We start from the raw sequence: 23,037 nt of genomic DNA on the forward strand, positions 1-23,037 counted from the left end.
TTGTTGTCATTTGTCTTGTGGCCACTCACGATGATGTTGCCTAAGACTCATAATATTTGCCCGTGTCACCTGTCAGTTAATGTAGAAGATAGTTGCGAAAAATGAATTAGTACCATAGTGCTATACCCGCTATAGGCCTTTATTTATCAAGCTTTTAAGCTATTTTTAAAGCAGATAGTACCTTAGTGTTATGTCTTTTTTTGGCGCTTAAGGTAAGACTGAATGCATTATTCCGATGTCACCTCATCTGTTTAATAACAATAATTATAGGAATGTCTATGCTGAGCATGATAGGACTGTTAGGCGGTTTAATACTGCTGATCATTTTAACGTTGCGTGGGGTAAATTTATTTATTGCCGCGCCAATCTGTGCGCTACTTGTCGCACTCAGTAGTGGCATGGCTATTTTTCCTGTGTCGGCTGACTCAAACTTTATCAATGCCTATATGGACGGCTTTGCTGGTTTCTTAAGTGCGTGGTTCTTTATGTTCTTGCTGGGATCTTTATTCGGTAAGTTTATGGAAGACACGGGTGCGGCAGACAGTGTGGCAAGTTATATTGTGGGTAAACTAGGCATGAAGCACGCGGTGCTTGCTGTGGTGATTGCGTGTGCTGTATTAACGTATGGTGGCGTTAGCGTGTTTATCGTAGCGTTTTCTGTCTACCCAATGGCACTTAGTTTGTTTAAAGATGCCAATTTACCGCGCCGTTTTATTCCAGCGACCCTCGCATTTGGCTCAGTGACCTTTACCATGACCTCGGCTGGTTCACCTGAAATCCAAAACTGGATCCCCGTGAAGCACTTAGGTACCTCGCCTTATGCTGCATGGGAAGTGAGTTTAGTGGTGGCTATTTTCATGGCTATAGCAGGGTATTTTTGGTTAAACAAAATGATCAAAAAAGCGGTGGCTAATGGCGAAACTTTTGAAGCGCGTGATGACGACCCGGTAATAATTGAACGCCGTCGCCCGCACCCAATTACGGGTGTGATCCCTTTGATTGTGGTACTGCTTTTATCATTTACTTTACACGATGTGTTACAGCAAACAGCATTGATCGTTGCGTTGCTGGGAGGGGTGTTAAGTATTGTGATTATTAACTTTAAGCATTTTCACGATATGGGGAATGCCATTAATGTGGGCACAACCGGGGCATTGGTCGCCATTGGTAATACCGCAGCAGTTGTTGGTTTTGGTGCGGTGGCTAAGGTGTCACCTGCGTTTACTGCTGCTGTGGATGTAATGACGCATATGCCTGGTAATGAACTTGTAGGGGCTGCGGTTGCCGTGAGTGTCATTGCGGGTTTAACTGGTTCGGCTTCTGGCGGGCAAGCCATTGCATTACCCCTTGTCGCACCTGGGTATTTAGATATGGGTGTGAACCCAGAGCAACTACACCGTGTGGTGGCAATTAGCTCGGGCGCACTCGACACCTTGCCGCATAATGGCTATGTGGTAACGACCATACGCGCTATCTGTAAAGAAACGCATCAACGCGCTTATTGGTCAATGGCAGCGCTAACAGCGGTTATTCCGCTCATAGGTGTGGCATTGGCACTTGGACTCTTTATTTTATTTTAAGGAACAGCAATGAAAACTAAATTAATAATGTTGCTATGGTTGGTTGTATTTAGTTGCACAGCGTTTGCTGCTGATAACACACCACCTCAGACAATGCTGGTAGAAAAACAGCATTTTACGACAAAGGACTTTACCACTGTCTCTGGCGTGACTTTACCTAAAGTCGATATTGGTTGGGAAAGTTACGGTAAATTAAATGCCAACAAAGATAATGTGATTTTAATTACCCATTATTTTTCGGGTACCTCACATGCTGCAGGTAAATATAAAGCAGATGATGCATTACCAGGGTATTGGGATGCGATCATCGGCCCAGGTAAGGCGATTGATACTAATAAATATTTTGTGATCAGTTCAGACACCTTAGTGAATGCGAATTGGCACGATTCTAATGTGATCACCACAGGTCCAGCATCGATTAACCCAAAAACGGGTAAACCCTATGGTTTGGATTTTCCTGTTGTGACAATCACTGACTTTGTTAATGTGCAAAAGCGTTTATTAGACAGCCTAGGCATTAATAAATTACATGCAGTAATGGGCGCATCTATGGGCTCGTTTCAAGCGCTTGAATGGGCAACACGTTACCCCGATAAAGTAGAGCGTTTAATTCATGTTATTGGTGCGGCAACGATGGACGCATGGACTGTCGCAGCACTTGAAAAATGGGCTTTACCAATTCGCCTTGATAAAAATTGGCAACAAGGTAATTACTATGGCAAAGAGCGCCCGTTAGAGGGGCTTGCTGCAACCATGCTCAATATCACTCAAGATGCAATGCACCCGATTATTTACAATGCCAGTTTCCCAGATTTTAACGTTCTAGATGACGGGGCATTAAAAGACATTCGCACTTTGCCTAAATTAAACCAAGTGCTTGCACAGCGTGCAATGGCGCGTGCGCAAACTCAAGATGCGAACCATGTATTGTATTTGGTCCGGGCATCACAATTATTTACGGCGGGTATGCAAAGTGATTTAACCAGTGCACTTAAAAACGTATCTGCAAAAACCTTACTGCTTCCTGCAAGTAACGACTTATTGCTACGCCCTGAAAACATGCGCGCTGTGTATGAAACCATGAAAGCGCAAGGTAAAGATGTCACGCTTTCTGAAATCGAAGGCGGTTGGGGGCACCTTGATGGCCTGTTCTCAATTGCGCCTAAGGCGCAGCTTATCAGTGAGTTTTTAGAGGAGTAACCCGATGAGCAAAACAGTTTTAATTACCGGTGCTGCCAGTGGTATTGGGCTGTATATTGCCCAGCAACTTGCGATGCAAGGGCATACCATTATTGTCACTGATTTAAATCAACATGCGGCGCAGCAAGCAGCAGCAGGAATTGTAGAGCAAGGCGGCAGCGCTGAAGGCTATGCACTGAATGTGGCAGACAGCACTGCGATAGAGCAATTTTTCACTGAGCTAAATCAGCCGATTGATGTTCTTATTAATAATGCGGGTATCCAGCATGTTGCCAAGCTTGAAGACTTTCCGGCAGATAAATGGCAGTTTTTACAACAGGTAATGCTTGTTGGTCCGGCAATGATGACCAAAGCGGTATTGCCGCGTATGCGTAAGCAAGATTTTGGTCGCATCATTAACATTGGCTCAATTCATGCCATGGTCGCCTCTAAGTATAAGTCGGCTTATATCGCCGCAAAACATGGCTTAATTGGCTTTGCAAAAACCATGGCACTCGAAACTGGCGATGCCAACATCACGATTAATACGGTGTGTCCGGCCTATGTGAAAACCCCGCTGGTGGAGCAGCAAATAGCGTCTCAAGCGAAAGAACATGGCATTTCTGAGCAGCAAGTGATCGACACCATTATGCTTGCTCCTATGCCGAAAAAGGCATTTATCGGCTTAGATGAAATACTGCATACCGTGAGCTTTTTAATGGCGGATGCAGCAAGAAACATTACTGCGCAAGCAATCGCCATTGATGGCGGTTGGACAGCACAATAGGAGGAGCCCATGGCTGGTTTTGATAAAGTAGTAACAACGTATAGTGATGCTATGGCAGGCCTTGAAGATGGCATGACTGTCATCGCTGGCGGCTTTGGCTTATGTGGTATTCCCGAAGGTCTAATTGCTGAAATTAAACGTCAAGGCACGCGTGATTTAACCGTGGTGTCGAATAACTGCGGCGTAGATGGTTTTGGCTTAGGTGTGTTGCTCGAAGACAAGCAGATCCGCAAAATGGTGGCCTCGTATGTCGGCGAAAACGCGTTATTTGAGCAGCAATTATTAAACGGTGAGCTTGAGGTTGAGCTCACACCGCAAGGCACCTTAGCTGAAAAAATGCGTGCTGGTGGTGCGGGTATTCCTGCATTTTATACCGCGACGGGTGTGGGTACACCGGTCGCTGAGGGTAAAGAAACCCGCAATATTAATGGTCGCGATTATTTATTAGAGCCAAGTATTACGGGTGACTTTGCGATAGTAAAAGCGTGGAAAGCAGACCGTTACGGCAATTGTATTTATCGACATACGGCAATGAATTTTAACCCGATGGCGGCAACCGCGGGCAAAATTACGGTTCTTGAAGTTGAAGAAATCGTTGAGCCAGGGGTGCTTGAGCCAAGTCAAATTCACACACCGGGTATCTATATTGACCGCGTGATTAAAGGTGAATTTGAAAAACGCATCGAGAAAGTTACCACTAAGCAAGAGAGTCAATAAGGAGCACGCAGATGGCATTATCACGAGAACAAATCGCTAAACGCGTGGCGATGGAATTACAAGACGGTTACTACGTTAATTTAGGCATTGGTATTCCAACCTTAGTCGCGAATTATGTCCCTGATGGCATCGAAGTGATGCTGCAATCAGAAAATGGCTTGCTCGGTATGGGGCCCTACCCAAGCGCAGACCAAGTTGATGCCGATATGATCAACGCCGGTAAAGAAACGGTCACTGCGGCAACGGGGGCGGCTATTTTTAACTCTGCAGAAAGCTTTGCCATGATCCGCGGTGGGCATGTTGATTTAACGGTACTGGGTGCCTTTGAAGTTGACCAAAACGGTAACATTGCCAGTTGGATGATCCCGAAAAAGTTAGTTAAAGGCATGGGAGGCGCAATGGATTTAGTGGCCGGTGCTAAAAACATTATTTGCACCATGACGCACGCCAATAAACACGGTGAATCAAAGCTACTAACAGAGTGTAGTTTACCGCTCACTGGTGTTGGTTGTATTAATAAAGTGATCACCGATTTAGCGTTATTAGAAATTAAAGACGGTGCATTTCATTTATTAGAGCGTGCCCCAGGTGTTTCGGTTGATGAGATTATTGCAAAGACACAAGGCAAACTTATTGTCTCGGGTGAGATTCCTGAGATGGCATTTGATTAGGCGTTTTTTCGCATTATTTCGAATCTCTTTTTATTTTTGGAGACATAAAATGACTCCTTGGCACCTTAACATCACTTTAACGGCACTTTAAAAAGTGCCGCTTATCCTTTGCATATAAAAATTTTATAAAATTGATTGCATTTTAAGCGACTTCTATGGTGATGTTCGCTTTAAGTAATGCTATACTCCCGCCGAATAATTTTTCGACTTTATTAAGAGTAAAATAATGGCAGATTTATCGAAGTACAGAAATATTGGTATTTTCGCCCACGTTGACGCGGGTAAAACTACCACCACTGAGCGTATCCTTAAGCTTACGGGTAAAATTCATAAGACTGGTGAGGTACACGACGGTGAGTCTACTACTGACTTCATGGAACAAGAAGCTGAGCGCGGTATTACAATCCAATCAGCAGCTGTAACTTGTGAGTGGAAAGGCCACCGCTTAAACGTTATCGATACTCCGGGACACGTTGACTTCACAGTAGAAGTATACCGTTCACTTAAAGTACTAGACGGTGGTATCGGTGTATTCTGTGGTTCTGGTGGTGTTGAGCCACAGTCAGAAACTAACTGGCGTTATGCGAACGAATCAGAAGTTGCACGTGTAATCTTCGTAAACAAACTAGACCGTATGGGTGCTGACTTCTACCGCGTAGTTGGTCAAGTAGAAAAAGTACTTGGTGCTAACCCACTAGTTATGACTTTACCAATCGGTATCGAAGACCAATTCTGTGGTGTTGTAGACGTACTTGAGAAAAAAGCATACGTTTGGGACGAGACAGGTCTTCCTGAAAACTACGAAGTACAAGACGTTCCAGCTGACATGGTAGACAAAGTTGAAGAATACCATGAGATGCTAATCGAGTCTGCTGTTGAGCAAGACGATGAGCTAATGGAAGCGTACATGGAAGGTGAAATGCCTTCATTAGAAGAAATCAAGCGTTGTATCCGTAAAGGTACTCGTGATCTTGCGTTCTTCCCAACGTTCTGTGGTTCTGCATTCAAAAACAAAGGTATGCAATTAGTACTAGACGCGGTTGTAGATTACCTACCTGCGCCTACAGAAGTTGATCCACAGCCTCTAACTGATCCAGAAACAGGTGAAGCGACAGGTGAAGTAGCAACAGTTTCTGCTGATGAGCCACTTAAAGCGCTAGCGTTCAAAATCATGGACGACCGTTTCGGTGCACTTACATTCATCCGTATCTACTCAGGTCGTATGAAAAAAGGTGACACAGTACTTAACTCAGCAACAGGTAAAACTGAGCGTATCGGCCGTATGGTTGAGATGCAAGCTAACGACCGTAACGAGATCTCTGAAGCGCAAGCGGGTGACATCATCGCTGTTGTTGGTATGAAGAACGTTCAAACTGGTCACACGCTTTGTGATCCTAAGCACGAATGTACACTTGAAGCGATGATCTTCCCTGATCCAGTTATCTCAATCGCTGTTGCGCCTAAAGACAAAGGCGGTAACGAGAAGATGGGTATCGCGATCGGTAAGATGGTTGCAGAAGATCCTTCATTCCAAGTTGAAACTGACGAAGATTCAGGCGAAACCATCCTTAAAGGTATGGGTGAGCTTCACTTAGATATCAAAGTAGATATCCTTAAGCGTACTTACGGCGTAGACCTAGTTGTTGGTCAACCTCAGGTTGCTTACCGTGAAACTATCACGAAAGAAATCGAAGATAGCTACACGCACAAGAAACAATCTGGTGGTTCTGGTCAATTCGGTAAAATTGATTACCGCATCAAGCCAGGTGAGCCTAACTCAGGTTTCACATTCACGTCTTCAGTTGTTGGTGGTAACGTTCCTAAGGAATTCTGGCCTGCAGTTGAGAAAGGCTTTAAGTCTATGATGGATGAAGGTGTTCTAGCTGGCTTCCCAGTATTAGACGTTGAAGTAGAACTTTTCGACGGTGCTTTCCACGCAGTTGACTCATCAGCAATCGCGTTCGAAATCGCTGCTAAAGGCGCTTTCCGTCAGTCTATCCCTAAAGCGGGTGCACAACTTCTTGAGCCAATCATGAAAGTTGACGTGTTCACACCAGAAGACAACGTAGGTGACGTAATCGGTGACCTTAACCGTCGTCGTGGTATGATCAAAGACCAAGAAGCAGGCGCAATGGGCGTTCGCATCAAGGGTGAAGTACCACTTTCTGAAATGTTCGGTTACATCGGTCACTTACGTACTATTACGTCTGGTCGTGGTCAGTTCTCTATGGAGTTCTCACACTACGCACCATGTCCACAAAACGTAGCTGAAACTGTAATCGCTGCAGAAAAAGAGAAAAAAGCTGCTAAGTAATTAGCCTTTTAACTTCTTAAAAAAACCCGCACTTGTTGCGGGTTTTTTATTGCCCGCCAAGCACGATTACAAATAACACATCTAAATTAATCTTCTATTCAGTGCTTCTTTATTAATGTTCCCAATATGATCACGACTTTTAGTATTGGTTTTATTTTCATAATTACCAAATAAGTACTAAGTGGTTTGATGTGCATGATTTTTGTACAAATTTATTTTTAATCTAAAAAGCTATGCTTTTTAGTAAGTTGTGAATTAATCATTTTGTTCTAGTCTAAAAGTCTTATTCTGTACCTTGTGTACCTTTTTTGAACGGTGTAGAATTGCCTTGCGAATGATTAGTTAATCATTTTGTATTAAAAGTCCTGCTTATTTTTATTAAAAATTAAAGATATATTCTCATGAAAACGATTAAGTTAAGTCCAAATTGGACCGTACAGGGAAGCAAGTTAGTGCTGGCTAGTCTTGTTGCATTTAGTGTTAACATTATTGGTACGTCATTACTGATGTTTATTTTGCCAGTTTTACTGTTTATCACGGTATTAAACTTTTTGCAGATCCGTTTTTTACACTGCTACAAAGCAGGCATTTGCTATTCTCGTGGTTTTGGTAAGCGTTATATAAATGCTGAAGAGATTAAAGCCATTGAGTTTAAGAAAGTGGCCTTTCTTACGGTGTTTAAGATTAGCCTTGAGAATGGTGAAAAATACCATTTTAGTAATTGGCAAATTAATGAAGAGCAGCAATTAGCAATTACGAAGTTGTATAAAGTAAACAAAGGCTCTAGTACATTTAAGGCACATGTAGAGTGTAAGGCTTAAATCGCAGGATGAATAAAGGCCGCAATTGCGGCCTTTTTAATGTTTATGCTTTAAAGCGGCGGCGTACAGCCACGAAAGGTAAAGCAAGTAAACTCAGCCAGCCAAATGAGCCAGAATCGTCTTCGTCTTCATCGTCAGCTTCATCATTTTTCACATTGATGTAAAGTAGTTGCGCTTCCGATAAGTTACCTGCGCTATCTTCAGCGCGGATCATAAGTGTTAGTTTATTTTCGAACTCATAATCAAGTTCTTTCGTAAGGCTGATTTGACCGAGTGCGTCGATTGATATCGCATCTGCGTTTTCACCAGAAACAATGAATTTTACAACAGGCGTATACTCAGCATCAGCATCGCTGAATTCAAGTTGGCCAATGACAGTACCAATCGCGCTATTTTCAAGTACTTCAAAAGCTTGCTCTGGGCTTATCACTGGGGCTTGTGGCTCAGGAATAGGCTCTGGTGCTGGCTCTGATTTAATATCAATGATGACTGGGTCATGATCCGATGCTCGATAAGCATTGTCTGCATAGAGGCTTGCTTGTTGAGTTGATGACTTGTATTCAAGATTATAGTCTAAGCTAATTGGCTCATCGGCATTGATATGCCAATCTGTCGCTGCAACTACTTTACCAAGCAGTGATTCAGATACTAATGCATGATCAAGGCTACCAATACGACCAGAGAAGCTATAAGAATAACCTAATGTGTTACCATCTAACTCTGTAACAGCACTCTTAAGGCCTTTGTCTGCAAATGCACGGATAGGGTCTTCCATGGCATAAGCGTTCATATCGCCAACCAAAATGACATCGTCATCTGCGACACCCGTAGGATGAGTGGCTAACCAATCTGCATAGGCATTGGCACCCGCAACTCGAATTTCATTCCAACATGCTTGGCCATCGCCTAAATCTGCATTATTGCCTTCGGCACTGCCACAGCCACCTTTTGATTTTAAATGCGCAACAGCAACAGTGAAAACCTCTTCTGTTTCTAGCGATTTAAAACTTTGTGCAATTGGCGGACGATTACTGTAATCAAATGGTGCAACCGTAGTATGCGCGGCTGTGCCAACCTCGGTTACTTTATTTGCACGATAGATAATTGCCGTTGTAATCGCGTCAGTGCCTACTTGTGGGACGTTAAAGTCAACAAAAGCATAACTGTTGTTTACGTCTTCATCATTGAGTGCTGCGACTAGGCTGGCGATAGCGCTATTTTCACCAAAGCCATCGTTTTCGATTTCCATTAAGCCAATCACATCTGCCTGAATTGCAGTGATTGCACTGACGATTTTCGCTTGTTGACGAATAAACTCTTCTTCACTGTCTGCACCGCGGCTAGTAGGGAAACCTGCACCTTGGCCATCACCATTGAAGTAGTTCAGTACATTGAAACTAGCAACACGTAAATCTGCACCTTCGGCCAGCTCAGGAGCGTCTGCACGTGGATTTGTTGCTGTAAAACTAGGTTGCACAGTCGGGTGAATACGGTAACGGTCAAAGCTGTAACCCATTACACCGGTGATAGAATTTACTGTATCGCCTAAACGCAGAGTATTATAAGCATCGAGGCCCGTGCCAGGATAAGCAATTGGATCACGGTTTTGTTTGGTTGAACCATCATCAATTAAGATTTGCTTCTTCAGGTTTTCAGCTTCAATTGCATTCGCAGCATCACCTGGGAGCGCAACTTGCGTGCCTTGGTATAAACGCTCAGTACCTAAGTCAACTTCGCCGTAGCGGCCAAGGCCATAGTTGTTATTAACGACAAGTGGTTGAGAGAGGGTAACGAGCATACCTTCGTAAGCTTCAAGGTCTGCAACGTCAGCAACTGGCAAGGTGATAGCCGTAGCGTCGGTAGTTAAACCTGTCGCACAAATTTCTACTTGGCTAACATCACCCAGTTGTGTTGCGCTGTAGTATTCAGCCACGCTGCCTTTAACACGTACGTGGTCACCAACAGTCACATCAGTATCAGCGAAATAAACGAATACGCCTTCAGAGGTAAGTGGGTTTGCATCGATATCAGCCGCAAGTGAGCCGATGAAGAAACCTTTAAGTTGATCATCACCTTGGAAGTCAGCAGTGACTACGCCTTCAACTTCTACTTCAGTGTTAATAAGTGGGCTATCACCCCCTTCACCTTGAATGGCGCTGATTAAGGTTTTTTCTGCGCCACACACAAGTGGTGTTACTGGTTCTGGCTCAGGTGTTGGTTCACTGCTGTCACCATATAGGCCTAAGTTGCTGAAATCGTCTTGATCGAATTGTTCCCACTCTTCGCTTGGGTTAAAGCCTGCCGTTGCATCGGTACGGCCAGTGGTTACAGTCGTTTTACGACGGAGTGTTTTATTAGCCGTTGTTACTCCCCCCTCAGACCACGCTGAACCTGGATCAACACCGAGTTGACCAAAGCTATCAACAATTGCTCCGTCTTTGCTTAATACCAACGCATCATCACCATTAAAGTAGGTAATGGTTGAATCTGTATCTGCTTTTGCTATTAATTCTGCACTAGCGCCTGCATTAGCAATCACATATGTGCCATTTGCAGCAAGGGTACCGCTTAAGGTGAGGCTGTTATTAGGAGAGGCTAAGTCACCATTTCCATTTGAATACAATGAGATAGTGTAACCATCGAGTGATAACTCAGTGCTTGACGTGTTGTAAAGCTCAACAGCTTTGTTGTTGGCGCTTCCTTCAACGTATTCTGAGATGATTAAGTTGGCTGAGGCAGGCGCGCTCAGGCTTGCAATGACAAGCGCGAGCGGCGTTAATTTAGTATTTATCATTATATTTTCCCGTGTATGTATGATTAGAGTCCCAAATTGGGACACAATACTTTAAGGAAAATCTATGACAAATTGAATACAAAATGTTAATAAAAGTGAAATAATCACTGTTTTTTAGACTATTTACTTTAGGTTAGTTATTTTTTAACCACGTTGCTGCTTGTTTAGCAAAATAAGTGAGGATGCCATCGGCACCTGCACGTTTAAAGGCCAGTAAAGATTCCATGATTATTGCCTCTTCTGCAAGCCAACCATTATCAATGGCTGCTTTATGCATGGCATATTCACCGCTCACTTGATACGCAAATGTTGGTACGCCAAACTCGTCTTTCACGCGACGTACAACATCTAAATATGGCATGCCAGGTTTAACCATCACCATATCTGCACCTTCTTGTAGGTCTAACGCTACTTCACGCAAGGCTTCATCTGAATTTGCTGGATCCATTTGATAGGTTTTTTTGTCGGCACCTTTTAAATTACCTGCTGAGCCTACCGCATCACGGAATGGTCCATAATAGCTTGAAGCGTATTTAGCAGAATACGCCATGATGCGAGTATGGATATGGCCTTGCGCTTCTAATGCTTCTCGAATTGCACCGATGCGACCATCCATCATGTCAGATGGGGCGACGACATCAGCACCGGCTTCGGCATGTGAAAGTGCTTGTTTTACGAGTATTTCAGTTGTCACATCGTTAATCACATAGCCTTCGTCATCAATAATGCCGTCTTGGCCATGCACAGTGAATGGATCGAGTGCAACATCAGTGATTACACCCAGCTCTGGAAATGCTTCTTTTAGTGCACGCACAGTGCGTTGTGCAAGTGCATCTGGGTTGTAAGCTTCTTCAGCGAGCAGTGATTTTTTATCACTCGGTGTAACAGGAAAAATCGCGACAGCGGGTACACCTAATTCAACAAGCTCTTTGGCTTCTTCTAGCAATAAGTCGATAGAAAGGCGCTCAATCCCCGGCATAGATTCAATGGCTTCACGGCGGTTTTTACCTTCTAACACAAAAACAGGGAAAATAAGATCATTCACGGTTAGTTGGTTTTCAGCCATAAGGCGTCGAGAGAAATTATCACGGCGCATACGGCGCATACGTGTATATGGGAAAAGATCGAGTCCTGATTGGGCCATGCTTTTATACTCCTAGTCTGGTAGAGGATAACTTACTACGCGATTACGGCCTGTTTGCTTTGCGTGATAAAGGGCTTTGTCGGCATAGTCTGTGAATAAACTTGGTTTATTAACGTCTTCTGCAACGGCGCTGAAAACACCGGCACTGAGTGTAAATTTAATCGTTGTTCCGGCAACTATTATATCAGTGTTAGCAGCGGCTTTGCGTATTTGTTCAGCAATTATTAGGGCACCTTCAAGGGGGGTGTTAGGCAAGAGTACAACAAACTCTTCCCCACCATACCGGGCGACTTCATCGAGAGGGCGCTTTAAGTGTTCTTTAATAATATTTGCAGTCGTTTGAATGGTTTGGTCACCGGTTAAGTGGCCAAAATTGTCATTAATTGCTTTAAAATGGTCAATATCGAGCATAATGACGCTAAGCGGGGTTTGTTCCCGGCGAGAGCGGCGAATATCCATTATTAATTTCTTATCGAAATAACGGCGATTTTTCGTTTTCGTTAATGCATCTTCCATATTGAGCTGCTCAAGCTCACGATTTTTGTCTTCAAGCTCACGTAGGGTAACTTGCAGCTCAAATGTTCGCTCTTCAATGTTAGCCTCTAAATCTTGCCGAGCTTGTTCTTGAAGGGCTAAGCGCTCCCGCATTAAGGTATCTTGCGCTTTACTCTCTGCTAATGCGTTTTGTTGTGACACGACTTCGGCATCACGTTGCATCAAGAATAATTTAATAACGGCATAACATAAGCTCAGACTACAAATTAAGAAGCAAACAAACGTAAGAGAAAGCATACCAATATTTAAATTAAATGGGTTAAAGACACCTAAACCACTGTAAATAATCGCAGAGAAAAATGCAGATAAACCAATAAGGAAGGCAATGCTTGGTTGCTTGTACGCCTGGTTAAATTGCTTCATGGCAATGATGAAAAACACCAGTAGTAATACAGGCAAGCTGATTAAACACAGTGAGAGTGCAAAATGTTTAGGGAGAAACCACATTAATACTGTCATCAGTATCATGGCCCAGGCTAACCAATATTGAGTGCGACTCAGGGTTTTATTATCAGTGCTAAAAATACACCGTTGTATAGGAACAAATAGCGCACCACTTATAAAAAATAGACTCGGGATTGCCAACTGCTGGAATGTTAAACCACTCGGTTGTAAGTAGCGATACCCAAAACCATATATATAAGCAAGTGTTAACCATAATGAGGTTAGTAAAATACCTGTGTAGGCAAAGTAACGGCGTCTTGAAAAACCGTACAGGACGAGGTTAGTGATCGCCAAAGAAAGAATAAAACCAACTAATAATCCATAGAGTAAGTTAAATTTACTTTTATATTTAAGGTATTCAGACGGCTCCCATAGACTAAGTGGGACACGTAATCCGCCCTCATTCTCAACTCTTAAAAATACTTCCGTATGACTTGCTTTAGGCAAAATGAGTGGAACAAGTAAGGACTCATTCTTTATTTGCCGATTTGCAAGCGGCAGTGCGTCGCCAATTTTGGTCTTTGACAGAATGTGCCTACCTTGCACATGAAAAACACTGACTTCATCAAGAAGTGGGTTATCGATCGAGAGAATCAGAGTGAGATCATTCAAGGAGGTATTTTTTATCGATACCTTTAGCCACAAGGGTGTCAGGTTTAAGCCCAAGTTAAGAGTGTCAGCTTGATTTTTTTGCCAGTCGATATCTTTACTGATAAATGCTTGTTGCTGAGTAATAGGCTCGAGCGTGTACTCAACATTTATGATTTGTTGAGACTTAAAGTGCGAGCTAACGGCGATAGGGTTAGCCTTTAAATAATGACTGAATAAAACAACGAAGAGTACGCCACATAGTGACCATAGGCGCTTCATTTTAACCCTTTGTGGTAAATAATGTCTGAAAGTTTAGTGTAGTTTGTTTTGCCACTTCAGTAAATTCACAGCCTTTTAAGTCAGCAATTTGCTGGCATACATAGGTAAGATACTGTGGCTCGTTCCGCCGAGACTTAGGTTTAGGCTTAATGGTTCTTGGCAATAAAAAAGGGGCATCTGTTTCAATAAGCAAACGTTCTAATGGGATGTCGGGCACAAGCGCCTGTAGTTGTTCACCACGGCGTTCATCACACACCCAGCCTGTAACGCCAATATAAAGCCCAAGCGCCAGGTAATTTTGTAATGCTGATGCATCACCTGTAAAGCAATGTAATACGCCACGTACGTTGTAATCGGCTAGAATCTGAAACATATCTTCGCTGGCATCTCGCTCATGAAGATAAACAGGCATGTTAAGTGTTTCAGCAAGTGCCAGCTGTCTTCTTAAAACGCTTCGTTGTACATCACGTGGAGAAAAATCGCGATTGTAATCGAGCCCACATTCACCAATAGCAACCACCTGTGCATGGTTAACAAGTGCGCTTAGCTCACTCTCAAGTGCCTCAGTGGCTGTTTTCGCATCGTGGGGATGAACTCCGGCGGTACACAGCAGATTAAATTGCTTTGCAAGCTGTAATGAGTCATGGCTGCTTTGTAAATCACAGCCAATCAATAGCATTTGCGTTACACCCGCAGCCTCAGCTCGCTGTATGACAGCGGCGTGACGATCATCAAATTGATGATTGCTTAAGTTGACGCCAGCATCAACAAGCCGTGTGCTCATTAGTTTGTGCGCTTAACACGAATTGAGCGGTTTTGACCTTCAACTTTCAATAAAAATGAATTAAAAATACCGCGCTCAATCACGACTGTGTCATTGGCTTTTAGACGTAAACTATCTGAGCCAATTTGACGCCATTGTTGACCATTTTTCAGTTCGATGATGAGCTCGCCATACGCGGCTTTTTCAACGCTTTTAACGACGGCACTAATCTCATCATCATTGTCTTTTGTTGCTTCTTTGTGCTCTAGACCAAAATCTTCATTTTTTGTCTTAACAACTTGGTTTGATGAAGCAACTACAGCAGGTGCCGAAACTGCGGCGGCGTTTGTTACAGGCTTTTCAATTTGTTTGTTTGCTGCAGGTTTAGTCAGTGATTTACCTGCCATAATGTTGTCGTAACAAAGCAAGCGATTAAAGTCGTTTTCAACAAAAGTACAGGCTTGCAATGCTTGAATATTAATTTCGTTAGCGTGCGTTGTGCCTGCAACTGTAAGTAGTGCAATAAAGGGAATTAGTTGTTTTTTCATTTATTCCTCTGATTCCTGTTGGGGTTTGGCGGTATAAAATGCAGCCAAAATTAAGCCTAACTCAAATAACAACAGCATGGGTAATGCTAATAATGTTTGTGACAATACATCGGGTGGGGTTAAGAACATGGCTACCACGAACACACCGACCACGATATATGGGCGTTTCTCTTTTAAGCTTTTAGTGGTTGTCGCACCGCTCCAGCATAACAGCATAATGGCAACTGGTATTTCAAAAGCAATGCCAAATGCATAGAAAAGCTTAATAACAAAGCTTAGATAGCTGCCTATGTCAGGGGCTAAGGTCATCATCTCGGGACCTGCTGCAGTGAAAAAAGCCAGTATCATTGGCAGCACGACGAAATAACAAAAGCTGACCCCACCATAAAATAAAAACACACTTGAAATCAAAATGGGTACTAACATTTTTTTCTCATTTTGATACAAGCCGGGTGCGATAAACCCCCAAACTTGGTGCAATATCATGGGTATGGCAATTAAAAAAGCTAAAAACAGAGTAAGTTTAATCGGAACTATAACAACAGAAGTAACATCTGTAGCAATCATGCTTGTGTTACTGGGTAAGTTTGATACTAAGGGTGCAGATATAAAATCATAAATATCGTACATAAAAAATATCAAGACGATAAATACCAGCAAAGTGCTTAGGAGCGCTTTCATGAGTCGATTTCGTAACTCAATTAAATGGCCCACAAAGCCTGAATGAGCTTGCTCAGTCATAGTGTTATAAATACTCTCTAAAATGGACAACTAAAAGAAAAATTAATTTCATTTTTTTTCACTGTTTTCAACTTTCGTTTCTTCTTGGTTGTCTTTTTTGTAGCTGTGGGTGACAGACTGTGCTGCTTTTTGCAGTTCGTTCACAGAGTCTTGCAGTTCAGGTGATAACTCTTTTAAGTTTTGCTGCTCTGCTTTTTTTAAGTTTTCATGAAGTTCATGGACACGGAGTTCTTCGTTTACTTCAGCTTTCACTGAGTTGGCAACTGACTTAAGCGTTTTCATCCAGCGACTAACGGTGCGTATTGCGACAGGCAAGCGCTCAGGCCCTAAGACAATTAGGCCTACAATCAGTACGACAACAAGTTCCCACATCCCCATATTGATTAAACCTTATGGTCGTCTTTGCTTTTTTCTGCGGTCTCTTTGCTTTGCGTATTAGACGCTTGCTCGATCTGCTCGTTGTTGCTGCTGGTTTTATCGTCTTCAGACACGGCTTTTTTAAAGCCTTTTACTGCACTGCCCAAGTCGCCACCAATGCCACGTAATTTTTTAGTGCCAAATAACAATACAATAATTGCTAAGATAATGACTAATTGCCAAATACTGATACCACTAAGCATGGGTTACTCCATATTTTATCAAATTGATTGAATGTACTTGTTTTGATTATACTCACCAAAACATAAATAGCACTTAGTTTATGCGCTGCGCCAAGCTGCAATAAAACCAACCACAGCAAGTCCTGTTGTGATGCCTGCTGCAATTAGGTCATCCTGTAAATAACACAGTCCCGACACAATAAAGCAACTGCCCGCAAAAATGCTCAGGAGCAGAGGTTTTGACGACGACTCCTGCGGCAATTGTACAGGTTGTTGATGACGCTTTAAGTTTTGATAGATTAAATCGGGTAATTCAGGCATTTTTTCAGCCCAGAATGGTAAGTTCGCGTACATTTTTTTCATCACTGCAAGCGGACCCACTTGTTCTTTAACCCATTCTTCTAAAAATGGCTTAGCGGTTTTCCACAGATCAAGCTGCGGATAAAGTTGCCTGCCAAGACCTTCAACATATAACAGTGTCTTCTGTAATAACACCAATTGCGGTTGAACCTGCATATTAAAGCGACGTGCGGTATTAAATAAATTAACCAGTACGTGACCAAATGAAATTTCAGCCAGTGGTTTATTGAAAATGGGCTCACATACTGTGCGAATCGCAAACTCGAATTCTTCAATACTGGTATCTGCGGGGACCCACCCCGAATCAACATGCAGCTGCGCTACTTGGCGGTAATCACGATTAAAAAAGGCAATAAAGTTTTCTGCAAGGTAACGTTTATCTTCTCTATTTAAGGTGCCGACAATGCCGCAATCAATGCCAATATATTGAGGGTTATGGGGCGTCTCGCGAGAAACAAAAATATTGCCCGGATGCATATCTGCATGGAAAAAGCTGTCGCGGAAGACTTGTGTAAAGAAGACCTCGACACCGCGTTCAGCGAGTAATTGCATATTGGTGTTTTGTGCAAGGAGCGCTTCGGTATCAGAGACAGGAATACCATAAATACGCTCCATAACTAAGACATTACTGCGGCTATAATCGCTGTAAACAAAGGGAATATAGAGAGAATCTGAGCCCTCGAAGTTGCGACGTAATTGAATGGCATTCGCGCCTTCGCGCATTAAGTCGAGCTCATCTAGTAAGGTTTTCTTGTACTCATTTACCACCTCAATAGGGCGCAAACGTTTGGCTTCTTTTAAAAGTTTTGCAACGAGCTTAGCGACCTTTTGCATCAGCATTAAGTCGGCGTCTATCTGCTCTTTAATATTAGGGCGAATAACTTTAATAACGACATTTTGCTCTTCACCATGCTCATCTAGCAAGGTTGCCGTATGCACTTGTGCAATGGATGCTGACGCGAGAGGGGTTTGCGAAAAGTCATTAAAAAGCTCACTAATGTCATTTATACCAAGCGCTTTTTCAATCAGTTGCTGAGCAAGCTCTCCTTCGAAGGGCTCAACTTGGTCTTGTAACAAAGCCAGTTCAAGCGCAATATCATGCGGTAATAAATCGCGGCGTGTAGAGAGCATTTGCCCAAACTTAATCCACACAGGCCCTAACTCTTGTAAGGCTAAGCGTAAACGCATCCCCGCAGGTTTATCTTTATGTTGATTGCGTAACCAAAATAAACTGCCTCGCGCTAATGTGGCAAACCAAGGTATTTTTTTACGTGGGATCAGTTCGTCTAAGCCGAAGCTCAGTAATGTTTTTGTGATGTAATACAGACGAGCAGTTGACACACAATATCCTTAGCGCACTAGCATGACTTTAATAAGGCGTTTATTCGCATCTCGAGTTGAGACACTTGGTTCTTTAATTGGCGGTTCTGTTGCTTAAACTCAGCCAGTTCAAGTGGGTGAATTGTCACTGCAAGCTCGTCTTGGCATAAGGTGGTCAGTGTATTTTCGAGTTTATTTTTTACGTTCACACCGTGACGTTTCATTGCTTGCAAAGACAGCCATAGCTGCTGTGCTGGTGCGTCGCCAATATAACGTGAAAAATGCTCTGGCCAATCAATATTAAGTGCAGCAAAGGCATTACTAAAGCCTTGAGCTATGTGTAAATCGCCTTGTAAATCTAATTTATCTTGGCGGATTAACTGGGTTAGCATTGCTGGATTTTTCAGCGTGAGCAGAGTGTCAATATCAGCACTGATCATGCAGTCGAAGTGATGCTCTGCAGTGCTATATAAGTGTATTTGCTCATCACTGTATACGCATAAAATGCGCTGTTGCCAATCACGGATCTCAATCAGTAATTGCTTGTCTGAAATAGCCGCTAGGTTGTCCTTTAGAGACGAGTCTAGCTGCAAAACATGATTAATGATTCGTTCTACCAGTGATAACAGAGCATTTGCTAACATCGCGTTACCTACTTAATCTGTTTAATTTTAGTATTTAAAACCACGGTGTAAGGCGACAATACCGCCGGTGAGGTTTTGATAGCTAGTGTGTTCGAAGCCCGCATCTTCCATCATGCTTTTCAGCGTTTCTTGGTCTGGGTGCATACGAATCGATTCGGCTAGGTACTGGTAAGATTCGCTATCATTTGCAACTAGTTGCCCCATTTTTGGCAAAATATTGAATGAATAAAAATCGTACGCTTTGCTGAGCGCTTCATGTTCTGGTTTAGAAAATTCAAGAACGAGTAAACGACCACCTGGTTTAAGGATGCGGTACATTGAGCGCAGCGCTTTGTCTTTGTCAGTTACGTTACGAAGACCAAATGCGATGGTGATTAAATCAAAGCTGTTATCAGGGAATGGCAGCGCTTCAGCATTCATTTGTACGTATTCAATATTGCCTACTCGGCCTAGGTTACGTAACTTTTCACGGCCGACTTTTAGCATTGAAGAGTTGATATCACCCAAGATTACTTGACCTGTTTCACCGACGAGTTGGCTAAACTTCGACGTTAAATCGCCAGTACCGCCTGCAAGGTCTAATACGTAATGGCCTTTGCGAACACCAGAGCTGGCAATTGTTTGACGCTTCCATAAACGATGAATACCGAACGACATAAGATCATTCATAACGTCATATTTTGCAGCGACTGAGTGGAATACATCTGCAACCATAGATGCTTTGTCGTTTTCAGCAACAGTTTTATAGCCAAAATGCGTGGTCTTTTGTTGATTCTCGTTCATGATTTGTCTCTATCGTGGCAATAAAGACTAGTGTACTTGATTGTAGCTGTGGGGTGCAATTTGATTATAACTAAATCATCAGATTAGCATTGGCTTTTATGATTTAGCGCAGGTTTATTGGCCGGCAATAAAACTGCTTTGACCTAGTGACTTTGCTTTCGCAGCAGCAAGCGAAGCTTTGCGGACTAAGCTGTTGAAGTCGTCTTCATCTTGATGTTTAGCAATCCCTAAAGCAAGATGAATAGCGGGTAGTTTTGTGCCATTCTTTGAACTAATAAAGCGCAGCTTTTCAACACCATTACGCACTTTTTCAGCAATTAAATTAGCCGTCTCAGGCTCAATATCAGCCAGTAAAATAGTAAATTCATCTTTGCCAGTGCGCCCTGGTAAACCACTTTCAAGGACATATTTTTGCACTTGTTTGGCGACCTTATTCAAGATCACCTCGCCAATGACATCACCGTAATTATTGATGAAGTGCTCAAGGTTTTCTATTTGAATCGCAATGGCGCACACCGCTTTTCTTTGACCAAGCCACAATTGTGTTTGTTGATTTAAATAATGACGTTTATACAAACCAGTTTGCTGATCGGTGATGTGCTGTTTACGAAGTTGGGTGAGTTGTTTTTGGGTCTTATCTTGTAGTGCTTTGGCTTTTGCGATTTCTTGTTTAAATTGGCGATGTTGAGCCAGTAAATGTTCTGATTGTTTACTGAGCATTTTTAGCGCATGACGTGTTTGTTCTAAGTTGTTTTCGTCAATGGCGTGTACACAATCACTAATTTGTTCAGTAAAGCGAACAATATTTTGTTCATTATTGTTTGCATTGCGCGTTAGTGTGCCCAGAACAGAATCAACATTACGTACAATCGCTGTTTTCATTTTATGGCCTTGCTCCATAAAATCAAAATACAGTTGCTCTATAAAGATACTGTCGATCGGCTTTTTTTGCGCGATGGCGCGATCCAGTGCGGCATTAAGTTTTAGATTAGACTGGCTGACATATGTATATACAACCTGGTAATTAAGTGGTGACGGCGGTAATGCATGATGTTCTAAAAAGATACATACCTTTGTCATTTTTTCTTGAGCAATAGCCATGGAATCATGGAACATCATTTTTTCAATACCACTAAATACGCATAACAACCAATTAATCATCTCTTCCGTAAGGTTTAATTGCATCCAAGCACCTTATATAAACCCGCATAACACGTAATCACGAGAGATAAAACTTGGCGCTAATTGTGTTAAAAGCGTCTGTTTTACGGCTGTATCAAAGCAGAAAAGTTGCTGAGTTGAACTCATTAACGAAACGTTTGCCGTACCTCAAAATGGATCACTTAATTAAGCGAATGGGTATTACAGTAATCTGTAATCTGTCTATTTAAAAGCAAAATCGCTAATTTTGGAACTTAAATTTGTTTCGTTTGGGTCTAATAGCTGATTTTCTCAGCAACTTTAACAAGTGTAATTAAAAATTGCTTAAAGCCTGCTCATTCATGCATTTATAGTGATGTTAATTTGAGCGTATTAAACCGCTGCTTGGTCGCATTTGTTTGGGTTTTAGTGTGAGCTACGCTACTTTATCTCTATTGTTTAAAACGAATAAGAATCCTATGAAACAAACACTATCGCGAACGTTAAACCGTTCTTTAATAGCCATTGCTTTAGCGTGTACTTTAAGTGCGTGCCAGGTAACCACTGTTGATGCAGATCAGCAGTTTAATCAGGTTGCAGAAAATGTGGTCAATTACCGTGAAAGTATCAGCCCTTATGGTAAAGAAAACGGCGTTAATGGTTATTTATTAGCAAATTTATCTGCTGAGTTTTTAGAACAAAAATACCAAAAAAATACCGAACTCCTTGCAGAGCTAGATGCCATCGACCGCGATAAATTGTCGGAAGAAAATCGTATAAATTTAACGATTTTACGTGGCCAAGTACAAAATAGTGTTGATGAATATGTGTTTAATACCCACTACATGCCGTTAACGTCTGAATATGGCTTTCATTCGAGCCTCTCATTTATGATCTCAAGCTCCGATTACACGAAAGCGAAAGATTACGACGTTTATCTTGCCAAACTGCAGCAAATTCCCCGCTTTTTTCAGCAAAACATTGGCTGGATGCGTAAGGGCCTTGAGGTTGGATTAACGCAACCGCAAGCCGTTTTAGAGGGTTATCAAGATTCGATTACAGCATATATAGTTGATGATGCGACACAATCTGAGTTTTATAAACCCTTTTTAAAAAATACTGCAGGGCTCAGTGAGAGCGAATTTTTACAGCGTCAACAACAGGCACAAAAGATTATAAAAGAACAGGTGATTCCTGCATACCAAGGCTACCTGACTTTCTTTAATAACGAATACCAACCGGGTGCTCGTAAAGAGATTGGTATTTCGAGTACGCCTAACGGCAAAGCATTTTATGAAAACCGTGCGAAGTACTACACAACAACAGATATGACGCCAAAAGAAATCCATGAATTGGGTTTGCAAGAGGTCGCGCGTATCCGTGCAGAAATGGATAAAATCATTAAAGAGGTTGGTTTTGAAGGCAGCTTTGCCGACTTTGTGCATTTTTTGCGTACAGATCCGCAGTTTTATGCCAAAACGCCTGAAGAATTATTAAAAGAAGCGTCTTACATTGCTAAAAAAATGGACGCACAGCTTCCTAAACTATTCCATACGTTACCAAGAATGCCTTACGGTGTTGCACCAGTGCCAGCTAGCATTGCGCCTAAATACACCACGGGGCGTTATTCGGGATCACGCCGTGACGACCAAGCGGGCTATTACTGGGTCAATACTTATGCGCTTGATAAACGTCCTTTGTATGTACTTGAAGCGTTAACTCTGCACGAAGCTGTGCCAGGACATCACTTACAAATTTCATTAAATTCAGAGCTGGAATCGCTACCAAGCTATCGTCGTAATGCGTATTTGTCGGCATTTGGTGAAGGTTGGGGGCTATATTCTGAATTTTTAGGTATTGAAGCCGGTTTTTACCAAGACCCATACAGTGATTTTGGTCGATTAACTTACGAAATGTGGCGAGCTGCACGTTTAGTCGTTGATACGGGGATGCATATGTATGGTTGGAGTCGTGAGCGTGCGATGACGTTCATGAGCGAAAACACGGCGCTTTCACTGCATAATGTAAAAACAGAAACCGACCGCTACATCTCATGGCCAGCACAAGCGCTGTCTTACAAAATCGGTGAATTAACGATAAAACGCTTGCGCCATGAAGCTGAACAAGCACTGGGTCAAGATTTTGATGTGCGTGAATTCCATCACCAAATATTACGTCATGGTTCTGTGCCGATGTCGGTGCTTGAAGAGCAAATTCAACTTTATATTAAGGCTGAATTAGCAAAGCGAGCCTAAGCAATTGA

The 23,037-nt window shown here is 42.5% G+C and carries 20 protein-coding genes; 8 read left to right on the top strand and 12 right to left on the bottom strand.

What is annotated here, in order from left to right; genetic code table 11:
- Nucleotides 1-278: 278 nt before the first annotated feature.
- From LPA49_RS11750 to LPA49_RS11780, 7 genes are all read left to right on the top strand, one after another.
- Nucleotides 279-1,580 (top strand): GntP family permease, encoded by a 1,302-nt coding sequence (locus LPA49_RS11750; protein ID WP_036973562.1) that lies wholly within the window; start codon nt 279-281, stop codon nt 1,578-1,580.
- Nucleotides 1,581-1,589: 9 nt separating this feature from the next.
- Nucleotides 1,590-2,780, top strand: a complete 1,191-nt coding sequence (locus LPA49_RS11755) for a homoserine O-acetyltransferase (protein ID WP_036973560.1) — start codon at nt 1,590-1,592, stop codon at nt 2,778-2,780.
- Between the two features lie 4 nt (nt 2,781-2,784).
- Nucleotides 2,785-3,546, top strand: a complete 762-nt coding sequence (locus tag LPA49_RS11760) for a 3-hydroxybutyrate dehydrogenase (protein WP_036973558.1) — start codon at nt 2,785-2,787, stop codon at nt 3,544-3,546.
- Between the two features lie 9 nt (nt 3,547-3,555).
- Nucleotides 3,556-4,263 (top strand): CoA transferase subunit A, encoded by a 708-nt coding sequence (locus LPA49_RS11765; RefSeq protein ID WP_118844742.1) that lies wholly within the window; start codon nt 3,556-3,558, stop codon nt 4,261-4,263.
- 11 nt (nt 4,264-4,274) lie between these two features.
- Nucleotides 4,275-4,934, top strand: a complete 660-nt coding sequence (locus LPA49_RS11770; protein WP_074989499.1) for a 3-oxoacid CoA-transferase subunit B — start codon at nt 4,275-4,277, stop codon at nt 4,932-4,934.
- Between the two features lie 226 nt (nt 4,935-5,160).
- On the top strand, nt 5,161-7,248 hold the full coding sequence (gene fusA, locus LPA49_RS11775; RefSeq protein ID WP_118844741.1) for an elongation factor G: 2,088 nt from the start codon (nt 5,161-5,163) through the stop codon (nt 7,246-7,248).
- A 401-nt stretch (nt 7,249-7,649) separates the two neighbouring features.
- Nucleotides 7,650-8,069: a hypothetical protein gene (locus tag LPA49_RS11780; RefSeq protein WP_036973553.1), complete on the top strand. Its 420-nt coding sequence runs from the start codon at nt 7,650-7,652 to the stop codon at nt 8,067-8,069.
- A 43-nt stretch (nt 8,070-8,112) separates the two neighbouring features.
- On the opposite strand, the gene LPA49_RS11785 is transcribed toward LPA49_RS11780, so the two are convergent.
- The 12 genes from LPA49_RS11785 to LPA49_RS11840 all read right to left on the bottom strand — a co-directional run bounded on the left by LPA49_RS11785 (nt 8,113) and on the right by LPA49_RS11840 (nt 20,735).
- Nucleotides 8,113-10,863 carry an ExeM/NucH family extracellular endonuclease gene (locus tag LPA49_RS11785; RefSeq protein WP_065979461.1) on the bottom strand — a complete coding sequence of 917 codons (2,751 nt, stop codon included), beginning with the start codon at nt 10,861-10,863 and terminating at the stop codon, nt 8,113-8,115.
- A 133-nt stretch (nt 10,864-10,996) separates the two neighbouring features.
- A complete protein-coding gene (gene hemB / locus LPA49_RS11790; protein ID WP_065979460.1) occupies nt 10,997-12,007 on the bottom strand; it encodes a porphobilinogen synthase in 1,011 nt (336 codons plus the stop codon).
- A gap of 12 nt (nt 12,008-12,019) precedes the next feature.
- Nucleotides 12,020-13,876, bottom strand: a complete 1,857-nt coding sequence (locus tag LPA49_RS11795) for a diguanylate cyclase (protein WP_065979459.1) — start codon at nt 13,874-13,876, stop codon at nt 12,020-12,022.
- 1 nt (nt 13,877) lies between these two features.
- Nucleotides 13,878-14,660, bottom strand: coding sequence for a TatD family hydrolase (locus LPA49_RS11800; RefSeq protein ID WP_065979458.1), 783 nt, complete (start codon nt 14,658-14,660; stop codon nt 13,878-13,880).
- Nucleotides 14,660-15,187, bottom strand: a complete 528-nt coding sequence (locus LPA49_RS11805) for a hypothetical protein (RefSeq protein WP_036973544.1) — start codon at nt 15,185-15,187, stop codon at nt 14,660-14,662. The genes LPA49_RS11800 and LPA49_RS11805 overlap by 1 nt, the downstream gene beginning before the upstream one ends.
- Nucleotides 15,188-15,928 carry a twin-arginine translocase subunit TatC gene (gene tatC / locus LPA49_RS11810; RefSeq protein WP_036973540.1) on the bottom strand — a complete coding sequence of 247 codons (741 nt, stop codon included), beginning with the start codon at nt 15,926-15,928 and terminating at the stop codon, nt 15,188-15,190.
- Between the two features lie 48 nt (nt 15,929-15,976).
- Complete coding sequence (tatB, locus tag LPA49_RS11815; RefSeq protein ID WP_180311233.1) at nt 15,977-16,306, bottom strand: Sec-independent protein translocase protein TatB; 330 nt, start codon at nt 16,304-16,306, stop codon at nt 15,977-15,979.
- A gap of 5 nt (nt 16,307-16,311) precedes the next feature.
- Entirely contained in the window at nt 16,312-16,548 is a 237-nt protein-coding gene (tatA, locus tag LPA49_RS11820; RefSeq protein ID WP_036973536.1) for a twin-arginine translocase TatA/TatE family subunit, read from the bottom strand.
- Nucleotides 16,549-16,626: 78 nt separating this feature from the next.
- The gene (gene ubiB, locus LPA49_RS11825) at nt 16,627-18,228 is read right to left on the bottom strand and encodes a ubiquinone biosynthesis regulatory protein kinase UbiB (protein ID WP_065979457.1); all 1,602 of its coding nucleotides are present in this window, start codon (nt 18,226-18,228) and stop codon (nt 16,627-16,629) included.
- Between the two features lie 17 nt (nt 18,229-18,245).
- Nucleotides 18,246-18,851: an SCP2 domain-containing protein gene (locus LPA49_RS11830; RefSeq protein ID WP_036973533.1), complete on the bottom strand. Its 606-nt coding sequence runs from the start codon at nt 18,849-18,851 to the stop codon at nt 18,246-18,248.
- 27 nt (nt 18,852-18,878) lie between these two features.
- Nucleotides 18,879-19,634 (bottom strand): bifunctional demethylmenaquinone methyltransferase/2-methoxy-6-polyprenyl-1,4-benzoquinol methylase UbiE, encoded by a 756-nt coding sequence (gene ubiE / locus LPA49_RS11835; RefSeq protein ID WP_036973531.1) that lies wholly within the window; start codon nt 19,632-19,634, stop codon nt 18,879-18,881.
- A gap of 114 nt (nt 19,635-19,748) precedes the next feature.
- Nucleotides 19,749-20,735, bottom strand: coding sequence for a GGDEF domain-containing protein (locus tag LPA49_RS11840; RefSeq protein ID WP_036973756.1), 987 nt, complete (start codon nt 20,733-20,735; stop codon nt 19,749-19,751).
- A 518-nt stretch (nt 20,736-21,253) separates the two neighbouring features.
- On the opposite strand from LPA49_RS11840, the gene LPA49_RS11845 reads away from it, so the two are divergent.
- Nucleotides 21,254-23,029 carry a DUF885 family protein gene (locus LPA49_RS11845; protein ID WP_036973529.1) on the top strand — a complete coding sequence of 592 codons (1,776 nt, stop codon included), beginning with the start codon at nt 21,254-21,256 and terminating at the stop codon, nt 23,027-23,029.
- Nucleotides 23,030-23,037: the final 8 nt, after the last annotated feature.

It is taken from the genome of Pseudoalteromonas sp. MB41, assembly GCF_020966275.1.
Lineage (GTDB): Bacteria > Pseudomonadota > Gammaproteobacteria > Enterobacterales > Alteromonadaceae > Pseudoalteromonas > Pseudoalteromonas lipolytica.